The following is a 12,053-nucleotide window of genomic DNA, read 5'->3' on the forward strand; positions in this document are numbered from 1 at the left end:
CTTCAGCCATTCCCGCACGGCCGCCTCGCCCTGCGCCCAGGCGGCGCCAGTGCCCCACAGCGCGGCCAGCAAGACGCAGGCGGCGCGCATCATGCCGCCACGGGCAGCGAAAACAGCTGCCGGGTGTTGTGCGTGGTCACCCTGGCCACCTCCGCGACATCGAGCCGCCAGAGCTGTGCCAGAAGCTCGGCCACGTGCGGCACGTAAGCCGGGGTGTTGAGCTTGCCGCGGTAAGGCACAGGGGCCAGGTAGGGGCTGTCGGTTTCGATCAGCACACGGTCGCGCGGCAAGGCCTGCGCGACGTCGCGGAGCGGTTGGGCGTTCTTGAAGGTCAGGATGCCGGAAAAGCTGATGTGGAAGCCCAGATCCAGCGCCGCCTTGGCCGTTTGCAGGTCTTCGGTGAAGCAGTGGAAAACGCCCCGAACCGCCCCCTGCCCTTCATCGCGAAGCAACTCCAGCGTGTCGGCGCTGCTGCTGCGCGTGTGCACGACCAAAGGCTTGCCGGTGGCGCGCGCCGCGCGGATATGCACCCGAAAACGCTCGCGCTGCCAGGCCATGTCCTCCAGGCCGCGGCCATTCAGGCGGTAGTAGTCGAGCCCGGTTTCCCCGATGGCCACTACCTTGGGGTGGGCCGCACGTTGCACCAAGTCGTCAACCGTCGGCTCTTGAACGTCTTCGTTGTCGGGGTGCACGCCCACGCTGGCAAACAGCGCCGCGTGGCCTTCGGCCAAGCCAAGCACCGCCGGGAACTCTTCCAAGGTGGTGTTGATGCAGATGGCCTGCTCCACACGGGCCGCTTGCATGGCCTGCAAGATGGCGGGCAACTGAGAGGCCAGCTCGGGGAAGCTGAGGTGGCAGTGCGAATCGATGAACATGCGGGACGCCTTTGCCTCGCCGCCGGGCCAGCCCGGGGGAGGTTCAGACCGTTTGCGTGGGCTTGGACGAGGAGAGGCTGGTGCCCAAGATCTCCTCGATCTTGATCTTGATGCCGCGGGTCTTTTCGTCGCTGGGGAACCGCACGCCAATGCCTTGTGTGCGCCCGCCAGGCGCATTGGCCGGCGTGATCCAGGCCACCTTGCCCGCCACCGGATAGCGTCCGGGGTCATCGGGCAGGGCCAGCAGCAGGTAGACGTCTTCGCCCAAGCGGTAGTCGCGGGTGGTGGGCAGGAACAGGCCACCGTCGGTGAACACCGAGATGTACGCGGCGTACAGCGCGCCCTTCTCCTTGAACACCAACTGGATGACCCCGGGCCGCATGCTGGCGCTGCCGGATGGAGCCAGTTGGGAGGGGCGGTCCAGGGGGTCATTCATGCGCGCGAGTGTAGAGGCTGGCAGGCTGCCCGCAAGGCCTGTTGGCCCTCGATGGCCAGGGCCTCCAGCCACAGGGCCCACTGCACCGGGTGCTCGCTGCGCGACTTGGCTTCGCGCAAGCTGCTGGCCCACTGCTGCAGGGGCTCGGCATGCCGAACTTTGGGCAAGGCCACATCGACAAAGAACCTCGGCGGCGCGCCCGCCTCCAGCCCCAGCAGGTCATGGCACAGCCGTTGCAGCAGGTCAATCAGTTGCGCCGGTGTCGCGGCGCTCCAGGCCGACAAGTCAGCCTGAGCGAGGCTTCTGGGCAAAGCCTGCAACTGCGCCAGACGCCAGCCCGCCCGCGACCAAGCCAAGGCTCGAAGCACTTGCCCACCGGCCAGCGCCAGCAGCGCTTCGGGTTCCAGCACGCCTTGCTCGGCCAGCCAATGCGCCGCTTCGGCTGGCGCAGGCATGCCCATGGCCACGACCTGACACCGCGAACGCACGGTCGGCAACAACTCGTTGGCCGCCTCCGTGGCCAGGGCAAAGCGCAGCACGCCCCCGGGCTCTTCGAGCGTTTTCAGCAGGGCGTTCGCCGCCACGGTGTTCATGGCCTCGGCCGGATGCACCCCGATCACCTTGGCCACACCGCGCGCGGGCGTGCTTTGGGCGAAGGCCAGCGCGCTGCGAACCTCGTCGATGCGGATCTCCTGGCTGGGCTTGGCCTTGCTGCCGCCCTCCTCCACCGGCTCCCAGCCCAGCGCCACACGCCACGCGGCGGGCAGCAGCCACGCGGCGTCGGGGTGGGTGCGTTGCAGCACCAGATGGCAGGCCGTGCAGCGTCCGCAAGCCAGCGCCCCCGGCGCGCGGTTCTCGCAGAGCCAGGCGGCCATGAGGCCTTGCACCACCTCGAACTGTCCCAAACCCGCAGGCCCGGCGATGAGCAGCGCGTGCGAGCGCTCCACCTGCAAAGCTTGTTGCAAGGCACGATGCACCCAAGGCGGCGAAATCGCGGGCTCCATCACCAACCCCGATCCACCAGCGTTTGCCGAACTTGCGCGGCCACTTCGTCCACCGACAAACCGGCATCGATGACGGCAAAACGGCCTGGGTCGGCGGCTTGCCGTCGGGCATAGCCGTCGCGCACGCGCTCGAAAAAGGCCACGTCTTCGGCCTCAAAGCGGTCGGCCGCCCGCGCCCGCGCCCGGCGCCGGGCGGCCTCCGCGGGGTCCAGGTCGAACCACAGCGTCAGCCCGGGACGCAGGCCCTCGCAGGCCCAATCCTCCAGCACCTCGAGTTGACGCCAGGCCACGCCACGGCCCCCACCCTGGTAGGCGAAGCTGGCATCGGCAAACCGGTCCGACAGCACCACCTCGCCGCAGGCCAGCGCAGGCCGAATCACGTTCAGCACGTGATCGCGGCGCGCCGCAAATACCAGCATGGCCTCGGTCAACGGGTCCATCGCCGAGCGCAGCACCTGCTCGCGCAAGGCCTCGGCCAACGGCGTGCCACCGGGCTCGCGCGTGGCGCGCACCCGGGCGCCGGCCAGGGTCAACTGGGCTTGGATGGCGGCAAGGTGGGTGCTCTTGCCGGCACCATCGATGCCCTCGATGGTGATGAACAACGGGCGGACACTCATCGCTGGTATCGGTTCACGGCGCGGTTGTGCGCCTCCAGGGTTTCAGAAAACTCGCTGCTGCCATCGCCACGCGCGACAAAGTAGAGGGCGGGCGTTTGGGCCGGCTGGGCGGCCGCCTGCAGTGAGGCCCAGCCCGGCAGGGCGATGGGCGTCGGAGGCAGGCCGGCGCGCGTGTACGTGTTGAAGGGCGTGTCGGTCTGCAGGTCCACCTTGCGCAGGTTGCCATCGAAGCGCTCACCCAGGCCGTAAATCACGGTCGGGTCGGTTTGCAAGCGCATGCCGATCCGCAAGCGGTTGCTGAACACCCCGGCCACCAGGCCGCGGTCGGCCTCGCGCCCGGTCTCCTTTTCGACGATCGACGCCAGCGTCAACAGTTCGTCGGGGGTTCGCAGGGGGGAACCGGGCGCCCGGCGCGCCCAGGCTTCGTCCAGCTTGCGCTGCATGGCTCCCATCGCCTGCTGGAGCACCACGCGATCGCTGACGCCGCGGCCGTAGCGGTAGGTGTCGGGGAAGAAGCGCCCTTCGGCGGGCACGTTGGCGGCTCCCAAGCGCGCCATCACGTCGGCGTCGCTCAGGCCTTGCAGCGTCTGGCGCAAGCCAGGCGCACGGGCCAGCGCGGCACGCGCCTGGCCGAAGGTCCATCCTTCGATCAACCGCACCGACTCGAGCGTTTCGTCACCCCGCACCATCTTGGCCAAGAGCCGCTCCGGGCTGTCACCTGCCACCAGGGCGTAGCTGCCGGCGCGAATGCGATGGGCATCGCCCGACAACCGGAAACCCCAAAACAGCCATCGCGCATCGGCGGGCACACCCGCCTGCACCCAACCCTGCGCCACCGCGCGCGGTGAGCTGCCTGGCTCCACGGTGAACTCCACCCCATCGGCGGGCAATGCCAAGGGCGATTGCCACCAATGCCAGGCCCAGCCGGCAGCGCCGCCAGCGAGCACGCCGAGGGCAGCAAGGAGAAGGAGCAGCATGCGCTTCATGGGGGCGCGCATGATCCCACGAGCGCGGCGGACTTTGCCGCGGCTTTGGATAATCGCGCCATGAGTGACGCACATCCCTTGCCCGAAGGCGCCTGTCCCCTGCCCGACTGGGGCGTCCTGCAAGCCGAGGGCCCCGAAGCGGCCGCCTTCCTGCATGCCCAGCTGACGCAGTCCATCACCGACATGGCCCCCGGCGTCGCCCGACTGGGCGGCTACTGCAGCGCCAAGGGTCGCCTCATGGCGACCTTCATCGTTCGTCGCGACGACGCCGAGCACATCCGCCTGGTGGTGCCGCGCGATGTGCTGCCTGGGCTGCTCAAACGGCTGTCGATGTTCGTGTTGCGGGCCAAGGTCAAGCTGAGCGACCGCAGCGCCGACGACGCGCTGTGGGGGGTTCTCGGTGACGCCGTGCCCGCCCTAGCGCCGTGGCAACACGACGGCGCCTGGCTGGTGCTGCCCGACGCCGCCGGCTGCCGCCGTGCACTGCACTGGGGGCCGCCGTCACTGCCCGCGCTGCCGCGGGCCGCTTGGGATTGGGCGGAGGTTCACGCCGGCATCGCCTGGGTTCGGGCGGCCACCGCCGAGCATTTCGTGCCGCAAATGGTCAATTGGGAACTCGTTGGCGGAGTCCACTTCCAAAAGGGTTGTTACCCGGGCCAAGAGGTGGTGGCGCGCAGCCAGTACCGCGGCACGGTCAAGCGCCGGGCCCAGCTGCTGTTGGGCGGCGTGGCGGCACCGGGCGCCCCGGTGTTCGACGGACCGGGCCGGGACAACCCCGTTGGGGAAGTGCTGCAAGCGGCCGAGTGGGACGGGCAAGCCGCGCTGCTGGCCGAGGTCCAGTTGGCCGCCTGGGAGGCGGAGGTCGCCTTCCAATTGGAGGGGGGCCAAGCGCTGCACCGCGGTGCCCTCCCCTACCCCGTGAAAGCCCCCGAATGACCGCCACGTCGCACAGCCCGGTTCGCCTGCATGTTTATTTCAAGCTGCCTTTGGCGGACGCTGACGCCTGGAGGGCTCGCTGGCGCGCGGCCGCCCAAGCGGCCTGCCAAGCGGCGCCAGGCTTGCAAATCGTGTTGAGCGAGCGCCCCGAAGAGCAGATGACCTGGATGGAGAGCTACCGCGGCCAGTCCCCCGGTCAGATGGCGGACGGCGAAGCCCTCATGGCGCGCACCTTGGCCGCGATGGCCACGGAACGGCATCGGGAGGTGTTCGTGGAGACGTTTCGCGCAGGTTGAGGCGGGCGAACGCCGGGGCCAACCTTGGCGCCCCGTGCAGCCCGCCGCGCTCAAAGCGCCCGCACCATCTCCTGGTGCGCGATGCCAGCCTCTTCAAAGGCCGGGCCCCGAACCGCAAAACCGGCGCGGCGATAAAAGCCCACGGCGGACGCTTGCGCGTGCAGCAGCACCTGCCGATAGCCCTGCTGCCGCGCGCTATGGATCAGGGCCTCCAGCACCTGAGCGCCGACGCCCGTGCCCCGCACCGCCGGCGCCACCGCCATGCGCCCCACCTTGGCCGTGCCGGGCACGTGCTCCAACCAGCGCCCCGTGCCCAAAGCCTGCCCGAGCCGGTTGTAGGCGACCGCGTGCACCGCATCCGGGTCGGCGCCGTCCCATTCCAGATCGGCCGGGATGCCCTGCTCGGCCACGAACACCTGCTGGCGGATGGGCTGGGCGTCGACGCCCAGGTCCTGCCAGGCGCCCACCTTGACTTGCAGCATCGGCTCACCAGCCTCGAAGGCCTCCATCGCCAAGCGCAGCGCCGGCGGAACGGGGGTGGCGGTCAGGCGGTGGCGGTCGACCACCACGTAGCGCATTTCGGCCTGCAGCAACAGCGTGTCACCGCGGTGCACGCGGGCTTGCAGGGTCAGGCTGGTGCGGCCCAAGGACTGCAGACCCACACTCACGCTGAGCCACTCGTCGAAACGGGCGGGCGCCCGGAAGTCCAGCGCGCAACTGCGCATGACGACGTCGGCATCGAAGGCGCTGAGCGCCATCGGGTAGGGCATGGCCAAAGCGCGCCAGTAGCCGGTGGTGGCGACATCCAGGTAGTTCAGGTACTGCCCGTTGAAGACGATGCCTTGCGCATCGACTTCGCTCCAGCGAACCCGCAGGGCTTCGGTGTGGGTGCTCATGGCGTCTCCAGCAGGGCGCTGCGCAGGGCTTGTGCAACCGCGGCTTGCGCGTCCAGGGCCTCGGGAATGGCGCGGCCCATTTTGATGAAATCGTGCGTGACGCCCCGGAACAGCTCCAGCTGCACCGGCACGCCGGCCACCCGCAGTCGGTCGGCGTAGGCCACGCCCTCATCCACCAGGGGGTCGGCCTCGGCCAGCAGCACGCAGGCCGGGGCCACGCCCTCCAGCTCGTCGGCGTTGAGCGGCGCGAAGCGCCAGTCGTCCCGGTGCGCGTCGTCGATGTAGTGCTCGAAGAACCAGGCGATGGCGTCGGCGTCCAGCAAGAAGCCGCGAGCGAAGCGGGCGTGGCTTTCGGTGTCGGCACGCGCCGTGGTGCCCGGCGTGATCAGCAGTTGCAACGCCAACGGGATGCCCTCGTCTCGCGCCGTCAGTGCAGCCACCGCGGCCAGGGTGCCCCCCGCGCTGTCGCCACCCACCGCCAAGCGGGTGGGGTCCAAGCCCCACGATGCGGCATGCACTGCCATCCAACGCAAGGCCGCCTGTGTGTCGTCCACCGCCGCAGGGAAGCGATGCTCCGGCGCCAAACGGTAGTCCAGCGACACCACCGCAACCCCAGAGCGCAGCGCCAATTGGCGGCACAGGCTGTCGTGGGTTTCGAGGCCCCCGATGGTGAAGCCACCGCCATGCAGGTAGAGCAAGGCGGGCAATACGGCGTGGCTGGGGGCGTACAACCGAATGGCCAAGGGGCCGGCGGGCCCAGGCAGCGTGCGGTCCTCCACCCGCGGCAAGGGCGCGCGGGGCAGGTCCAGGATTTCAGCGCCCATGCGGTAGGCGACGCGGGCCTGTTGCGGGCTCAAATGGTGAAAGCTGGGGCGATTGGCGCGTTGGATGCGCGTCAGCACCGCGGCCATGCGCGGGGTCAGCATGGGGGCTCGAGCCTCCCTCGGGGCAAGGGAACCCATTGTGCCCAGTTCAAGGCCTGGGCTGCCCGAAGGTCACCGGCGCTGGACCGCCTGCCGAAACCGGGCGGGCTCAATGCCGGTAGGCCAGGCCCAGGTTCACGGCCCAGGTGGTCTTGCGCTGCACGAAGGGGGCGTCGGCCGCCGGCCCCAGCAGGTGCTGGGCACCGGTGCCGCCAAACAGCACCCACTGCTGCTCGTTCCCAAAAGCGCGCTGCCAGCCCAAGTTGACGCCCAAGTTGCGCAGGCCCGAACCGGGGTCGTACGGGGTGAAGCGCCGGGCGCCGGCGGGCACGCCGAAGTAGCTGCGCATGTACTGGCGATCGCCCATGGCGAGATCGGCCCCCACGCTCCACTGGCCGCCCAATCCCTCCAACCAATCCGGCCGGGACAGTTGTTTGTACAAACCCAGCTGCGCCGTGGTGCCACCGTCGCGCCCCAGCAGGTCGGGCACGATGCTGAGCGACCACGATGCGTTGTCGGGCAAAGCGTGAGAAAGCACGAGACGGCCGCGCAGGGTGCTGCGGATGCGCGGCAGGTCGTCAAGGCGGCCCGCGCTGTCGTCTTTGATGCGCCGGCCACGATCGATGCGCAACCCGGCACGCAACCGCCAGCCACTGCGGTCGAGCAGATCGGTCGACGCGCCACCGGCATTGGTCTCTCCGATGAGGCCACCCGCGCCGGAGTTGCTGATGCGCAGCTTGCCCCAACGCAGGGCCACAAAGGGCCGAAGGCCCGTCGATCGCTCGTCTTGCCCCCAATACACCGGGCCATTCGCGCTGGTGAGACCCACGACGTAGCGAACGTCGTCGAGCATGGCCGCCTCGTCGGCGGGCTTTCCGCGATCGGCCGCCTGGGCGGTGCCAAGCACTCCGGTCGCGGCCAAGCACACGGCAAAAAGTCTGATCGTCATGCGCAGCAGGCTAGCTGCCGCACCTGAACCGTGGCTGAAGTGGGGCTGAGGCTCAAACCCCGAGACGGCGCAGGTTGGTGAGCATGTCGGCCACCATCTCGGGCAGGCCGAACTCGGCCTGCCAGCCCCAGTGCGCGCGGGCCACCGAGTCGTCGATGGAGCGCGGCCAGCTGGCGGCGATCTGCTGGCGGAAGTCGGGGGCGTAGTCGATCTCGAACGACGGGATGTGCTTGCGGATCTCGGCCGCAATCTCATCCGGCGTGAAGCTGCAGCCGGCCAAGTTGTAGCTGCCGCGCTCTTGGATGGACTCGCTCGGCGCGTGCATCAGCTCCAGCGTGGCTCGGATGGCGTCGGGCATGTGCATCATGGGCAGGCGCTGGTCGGCCTGCAGGAAGCAGGTGTAGCGGCCGGTCTTGAGCGCCTGGTGAAAGATGTCCACGGCGTAGTCGGTGGTGCCGCCGCCCGGCGGCGTCTTCCAGCTGATGAGGCCGGGGTAGCGCAGGCTGCGCACGTCCACGCCATGCACGCGGTGGTACCAAGCGCACCAGCGCTCGCCGGCTTGCTTGCTGATGCCGTAGACGGTGGTGGGGTCCATCACCGTGCTTTGGGGCGTGTGGTCTTGCGGGGTGCTGGGGCCGAAGGCCGCGATGCTGCTGGGCCAAAACACGCGCTCCAGCTTGTGGGTGCGGGCCAGTTCCAGCACGTTGAGCAGGCCCTTCATGTTCAAGTCCCAGGCCCACTGCGGGTGCTTTTCGCCATTGGCGCTCAAGGCGGCGGCCAGCAGGTATATCTGCGTGATGTGGTGGCGCTCGACGATGGCGGTGAGCGCCGCGGTGTCGGTGCAGTCCAGCATCTCGTGGCGCAGCGCGGGCACGCGGCCTTGGGGGGCGATGTCGCTGGTGATGACGTTGGCATCGCCGTGGCGCGCGGCCAGGGCCACGGCCAGCTCGGTGCCGATCTGGCCGTTGGCGCCGACGATCAGGATGCGCGGTGCGGTAGCGGCGGTGCTCATGCAATCACCCCCACTTCACGGCCGGCCTGGATGAAGGCAGCGAGTGCGCGTTCCAGCTGCTCGCGGCTGTGCGCGGCGCTGAGCTGCGTGCGAATGCGCGCCTGGCCCTTGGGCACCACGGGGTAGAAGAAGCCCACGGCGTACACGCCCAGTTCCAAGAGGCGCTGGCTCAAGCGCTGCGCCTTGACGGCGTCGTAGACCATCACCGGCACGATGGGGTGGCTGCCGGGCTTGATGTCGAAGCCGGCGGCGGTGAGGCCTTCGCGCCAAAAGCGGGTGTTCTCTTCCAGGCGGTCGCGCAGCTCGGTGCTGCTCTCCAGCAGGTCCAGCACGGCCAGTGAAGCGCCGACGATGGCCGGGGCCAGGGTGTTGCTGAACAGGTAGGGGCGCGAGCGCTGGCGCAGCAGCTCCACCACCTCTTTGCGGGCGGCCGTGAAGCCGCCGCTGGCGCCGCCCAGGGCTTTGCCGAAGGTGCCGGTGACGATGTCGATCTGGCCGAAAACGCCGCAGTGCTCGGGCGTGCCGCGGCCGGTCTTGCCCAAGAAGCCGCTGGCGTGGCACTCGTCGATGCCGAGCAGCGCGCCGTACTTGTCACAGAGTTCGCGGATCTCCTTCAGGCGGGCGATGGTGCCGTCCATGCTGAAGACGCCGTCGGTGAACACCAGCACGTGACGAGCACCCTTGGCACGGGCCTCTTGCAGTTGCTTCTCCAGGTCGGCCAGGTCGTTGTTGGCGTAGCGGTAGCGTTGGGCCTTGCACAGGCGGATGCCGTCGATGATGGACGCGTGGTTCAGCGCGTCGCTGACGATGGCGTCTTGCTCGCCCAGCAGGGGCTCGAACAGGCCGCCGTTGGCGTCGAAGGCCGCGGCGTAGAGGATGGCGTCCTCGCAGCCCACGAAGGCGGCAATGCGGCGCTCCAGCTCTTTGTGGATGTCTTGCGTGCCGCAGATGAAGCGCACCGACGACAGGCCGAAGCCGTGGGTGTCCAGCGCCTGGTGCGCGGCTTCCACGGCCTTGGGGTGGCTGGACAAGCCCAGGTAGTTGTTGGCGCACAGGTTGATCAGCTCGCGCCCGTCCGTCGTCTTCACCACCGCGCCTTGGGGCGTGGCCATGATGCGTTCGCGCTTCATCAAGCCGGCGGCTTCGATGTCTTTCAACTCGGCCTGAATGTGAGCGTAGAACGCGGCGGTGCTGGTCATGGAAGCTCTCCTGGCGCAGAATGCACTAAATCGAACGGCGTTCACTATATCGAACGTCTGTGCACTAAAGCAAGCTTTTGATGAGCGACACCGATCTTGCCCAACCGCCCCAAGTCGGGGAAGCCCTGGCGCAGTTGCGCGCGCAGCGGCAGCTCACGCTGGACGAACTGAGCCGCCGCGCGGGGGTCTCCAAGTCCATGCTGTCGCAGATCGAGCGCGGCCAGGCCAACCCCACGGTGGCCGTGGTGTGGCGCTTGGCGCAGGCGCTGGGCGTGGAGCTGAGCACGCTGTTGGAAGGCGCTAAACCGAACGAGCGCGGCATCGAGCACGTGGCCGCCCACGCCACGCCGGGCTTGAACAGCCCCGACGGCTTGGCGCAGCTGCGCATCCTGGGACCGATCGAGCTGGCCGGTCAGTTCGAGTGGTACGAGCTGACGGTGCAGCCCGGGGGAGTGCTGGCCTCGCAGGCGCACGAGCCGGGCTCGCGCGAGCACCTGAGCGTGATGAGCGGCGAGCTGCGCGTGACGGCGGGCGAACACCGGCAGACCGTGGCCGTGGGCGAAACCGCCCGCTACGCCGTGGACCAGACGCACGCCATCGCCAACGCCAGCCGCGAACCGGCCGTGGCGCTGCTGGTGGTCATGCACCCCTGAACGGCTAGAGCAAATCGGCCAGCGGCCGGTTCTCCCACTGCGACTGCAGCCACAGACGCGCCAATTCGCGGCTGCGCGGGGCCAGGCAGCGCTGGATCAGCGGGGCCGCCAGGGTCTCCGTGGGGTTGCGCAACAGCACCAAGCGCTGCGCTCCACTCTCTTCCAGGCGGCCCACCCAGTCCAGCGCCTGCAAGCCTTCGAGGACGGGCGCCAACTGCAGCGGGTCCACCCGCAGTTGCTGAGCCAGCGCCAGTGCCGTGGCCCCGGCGGCGCCGCGCCGCTGGCGGGCCCACAACTCGCGCACCACGCCCAACGAAAGGCCAAACTCCATGCCCGGCCCAGGGGCGCGTTGGATCAAGCCCTGCAGCAGCCCAGGCGCATTGGCCGCCAACAAAGCGCCCAGCAACACGATCACCCAGCCCAAGTAAATCCAAATCAGGAAGATGGGCAGTGTGGCGAAAGCGCCGTACAAGGTGGCATAGGTGGGCACGCGCTGCAGCCACCAGGCCAAGCCCAGCTTCGCCAAAGTCAGCCCAGCCGCCACGAACAGCGCGCCCAACAAGGCATGACGCCAACGCACGTGGGTGTTGGGCATGAAGTGGAACAAGCCCGCCACCGAGGCTGTCAGCACCATGAACTGCACCGCGTCCAAGAAGGTTTCCAGACCACCCGGCAGCTGCGCCACCAAGCCGCGGTTGGCGGACACGGCATAGCTCGTCAAGGCCAGGCTGCCGCCAAGCAGCAGAGGGCCCAGCGTCAACATGGCCCAAAACACGAGCACCCGTTGGGCCAGCGGACGGGGCCGCTTGACGCGCCAGATGGCGTTGAGCGTGCGGTCGATGGTCAGCATCAAGGCCAAGGCCGTCACGCCCAACAGCGCGGCCCCGGCCGTGCCCAAGCCTCGCGCTTTGCCGGCGAACTGCGTGACCCAGCGCAACACCGGCTTGGCGATGTCCTCGGGAATCAAAGTGGCCAGGAAGTACTGCTCCAAAGCCCGCTGAAAACTGGCGAACACCGGAAACAGGGTGAACAAGGCAAACACCATCACCATCAGGGGCACCAGGGCGATCAGGGTGGTGAAGGTCAGGCTGCCGGCGGTTTCGCCCAAGCGCAGTTCGTCAAAGCGGCTTCGCAGCCCCGCCAGCGAGTGCCGCCAAGGCCAGCGCTGCAGGCCGCGCGCCGAACCCAACACCAGGCGCAAGGCGGGGTAACGCCGCAGGGTGGCCAATCGAAAGTGCATGAGCGCCATTGTGGCGGCGCGCCGACAATCG

General features: G+C 68.9%; 14 protein-coding genes. 3 read left to right on the top strand and 11 right to left on the bottom strand.

Translation table 11 applies throughout. The features are described from left to right. Nucleotides 1-89: 89 nt before the first annotated feature. The 5 genes from O9335_RS12870 to mltG are packed head-to-tail and all read right to left on the bottom strand — an operon-like array spanning nt 90 to nt 3,918. On the bottom strand, nt 90-875 hold the full coding sequence (locus O9335_RS12870; protein WP_298388721.1) for a TatD family hydrolase: 786 nt from the start codon (nt 873-875) through the stop codon (nt 90-92). Nucleotides 876-918: 43 nt separating this feature from the next. Then, on the bottom strand, nt 919-1,311 hold the full coding sequence (locus O9335_RS12875) for a PilZ domain-containing protein (protein WP_298388723.1): 393 nt from the start codon (nt 1,309-1,311) through the stop codon (nt 919-921). Continuing rightward, the gene (locus tag O9335_RS12880; RefSeq protein WP_298388726.1) at nt 1,308-2,276 is read right to left on the bottom strand and encodes a DNA polymerase III subunit delta'; all 969 of its coding nucleotides are present in this window, start codon (nt 2,274-2,276) and stop codon (nt 1,308-1,310) included. Before O9335_RS12880 ends, O9335_RS12875 begins: the two co-directional genes overlap by 4 nt. Before the next feature lie 38 nt (nt 2,277-2,314). Then, nucleotides 2,315-2,932: a dTMP kinase gene (tmk, locus tag O9335_RS12885; protein WP_298388727.1), complete on the bottom strand. Its 618-nt coding sequence runs from the start codon at nt 2,930-2,932 to the stop codon at nt 2,315-2,317. Beyond that, nucleotides 2,929-3,918 carry an endolytic transglycosylase MltG gene (gene mltG / locus O9335_RS12890; protein ID WP_298388791.1) on the bottom strand — a complete coding sequence of 330 codons (990 nt, stop codon included), beginning with the start codon at nt 3,916-3,918 and terminating at the stop codon, nt 2,929-2,931. Before mltG ends, tmk begins: the two co-directional genes overlap by 4 nt. A gap of 60 nt (nt 3,919-3,978) precedes the next feature. On the opposite strand from mltG, the gene O9335_RS12895 reads away from it, so the two are divergent. Together O9335_RS12895 and O9335_RS12900 are read left to right on the top strand one after the other, a co-directional pair. Next, nucleotides 3,979-4,854, top strand: coding sequence for a folate-binding protein (locus O9335_RS12895; protein ID WP_298388728.1), 876 nt, complete (start codon nt 3,979-3,981; stop codon nt 4,852-4,854). After that, nucleotides 4,851-5,150 (top strand): DUF4936 family protein, encoded by a 300-nt coding sequence (locus O9335_RS12900; RefSeq protein WP_298388730.1) that lies wholly within the window; start codon nt 4,851-4,853, stop codon nt 5,148-5,150. Before O9335_RS12895 ends, O9335_RS12900 begins: the two co-directional genes overlap by 4 nt. Nucleotides 5,151-5,200: 50 nt before the next feature. On the opposite strand, the gene O9335_RS12905 is transcribed toward O9335_RS12900, so the two are convergent. From O9335_RS12905 to kbl, 5 genes are all read right to left on the bottom strand, one after another. Further along, nucleotides 5,201-6,046, bottom strand: a complete 846-nt coding sequence (locus O9335_RS12905; protein WP_298388732.1) for a YbgC/FadM family acyl-CoA thioesterase — start codon at nt 6,044-6,046, stop codon at nt 5,201-5,203. Beyond that, nucleotides 6,043-6,972 (bottom strand): alpha/beta hydrolase, encoded by a 930-nt coding sequence (locus O9335_RS12910; protein ID WP_298388734.1) that lies wholly within the window; start codon nt 6,970-6,972, stop codon nt 6,043-6,045. Before O9335_RS12910 ends, O9335_RS12905 begins: the two co-directional genes overlap by 4 nt. A 106-nt stretch (nt 6,973-7,078) precedes the next feature. After that, nucleotides 7,079-7,918 (bottom strand): MipA/OmpV family protein, encoded by an 840-nt coding sequence (locus O9335_RS12915; RefSeq protein WP_298388736.1) that lies wholly within the window; start codon nt 7,916-7,918, stop codon nt 7,079-7,081. 52 nt (nt 7,919-7,970) lie between these two features. Continuing rightward, complete coding sequence (locus O9335_RS12920) at nt 7,971-8,930, bottom strand: NAD-dependent epimerase/dehydratase family protein (protein WP_298388738.1); 960 nt, start codon at nt 8,928-8,930, stop codon at nt 7,971-7,973. After that, nucleotides 8,927-10,129: a glycine C-acetyltransferase gene (gene kbl / locus O9335_RS12925; protein WP_298388740.1), complete on the bottom strand. Its 1,203-nt coding sequence runs from the start codon at nt 10,127-10,129 to the stop codon at nt 8,927-8,929. Before kbl ends, O9335_RS12920 begins: the two co-directional genes overlap by 4 nt. Before the next feature lie 80 nt (nt 10,130-10,209). On the opposite strand from kbl, the gene O9335_RS12930 reads away from it, so the two are divergent. Further along, nucleotides 10,210-10,782: an XRE family transcriptional regulator gene (locus tag O9335_RS12930; protein WP_298388742.1), complete on the top strand. Its 573-nt coding sequence runs from the start codon at nt 10,210-10,212 to the stop codon at nt 10,780-10,782. 4 nt (nt 10,783-10,786) lie between these two features. Here O9335_RS12930 and O9335_RS12935 read toward each other — a convergent pair whose 3' ends face one another. Continuing rightward, the gene (locus O9335_RS12935) at nt 10,787-12,022 is read right to left on the bottom strand and encodes a YihY family inner membrane protein (RefSeq protein ID WP_298388744.1); all 1,236 of its coding nucleotides are present in this window, start codon (nt 12,020-12,022) and stop codon (nt 10,787-10,789) included. Nucleotides 12,023-12,053 lie beyond the last annotated feature (31 nt).

The sequence above is a fragment of the Inhella sp. genome (assembly GCF_027532025.1).
In the GTDB taxonomy this organism is placed as follows: domain Bacteria; phylum Pseudomonadota; class Gammaproteobacteria; order Burkholderiales; family Burkholderiaceae_C; genus Inhella.

Excerpts from the sequence above, each read along its gene's own strand:
- mltG (WP_298388791.1), bottom strand. The coding sequence starts at position 3,918 with ATGAAGCGCATGCTGCTCCTTCTCCTTGCTGCCCTCGGCGTGCTCGCT.
- O9335_RS12875 (WP_298388723.1), bottom strand. The coding sequence starts at position 1,311 with ATGAATGACCCCCTGGACCGCCCCTCCCAACTGGCTCCATCCGGCAGC.
- O9335_RS12895 (WP_298388728.1), top strand. The coding sequence starts at position 3,979 with ATGAGTGACGCACATCCCTTGCCCGAAGGCGCCTGTCCCCTGCCCGAC.
- O9335_RS12930 (WP_298388742.1), top strand. The coding sequence starts at position 10,210 with ATGAGCGACACCGATCTTGCCCAACCGCCCCAAGTCGGGGAAGCCCTG.
- O9335_RS12920 (WP_298388738.1), bottom strand. The coding sequence starts at position 8,930 with ATGAGCACCGCCGCTACCGCACCGCGCATCCTGATCGTCGGCGCCAAC.
- O9335_RS12935 (WP_298388744.1), bottom strand. The coding sequence starts at position 12,022 with ATGCACTTTCGATTGGCCACCCTGCGGCGTTACCCCGCCTTGCGCCTG.
- O9335_RS12900 (WP_298388730.1), top strand. The coding sequence starts at position 4,851 with ATGACCGCCACGTCGCACAGCCCGGTTCGCCTGCATGTTTATTTCAAG.
- O9335_RS12915 (WP_298388736.1), bottom strand. The coding sequence starts at position 7,918 with ATGACGATCAGACTTTTTGCCGTGTGCTTGGCCGCGACCGGAGTGCTT.
- O9335_RS12910 (WP_298388734.1), bottom strand. The coding sequence starts at position 6,972 with ATGCTGACCCCGCGCATGGCCGCGGTGCTGACGCGCATCCAACGCGCC.
- tmk (WP_298388727.1), bottom strand. The coding sequence starts at position 2,932 with ATGAGTGTCCGCCCGTTGTTCATCACCATCGAGGGCATCGATGGTGCC.
- kbl (WP_298388740.1), bottom strand. The coding sequence starts at position 10,129 with ATGACCAGCACCGCCGCGTTCTACGCTCACATTCAGGCCGAGTTGAAA.
- O9335_RS12870 (WP_298388721.1), bottom strand. The coding sequence starts at position 875 with ATGTTCATCGATTCGCACTGCCACCTCAGCTTCCCCGAGCTGGCCTCT.
- O9335_RS12905 (WP_298388732.1), bottom strand. The coding sequence starts at position 6,046 with ATGAGCACCCACACCGAAGCCCTGCGGGTTCGCTGGAGCGAAGTCGAT.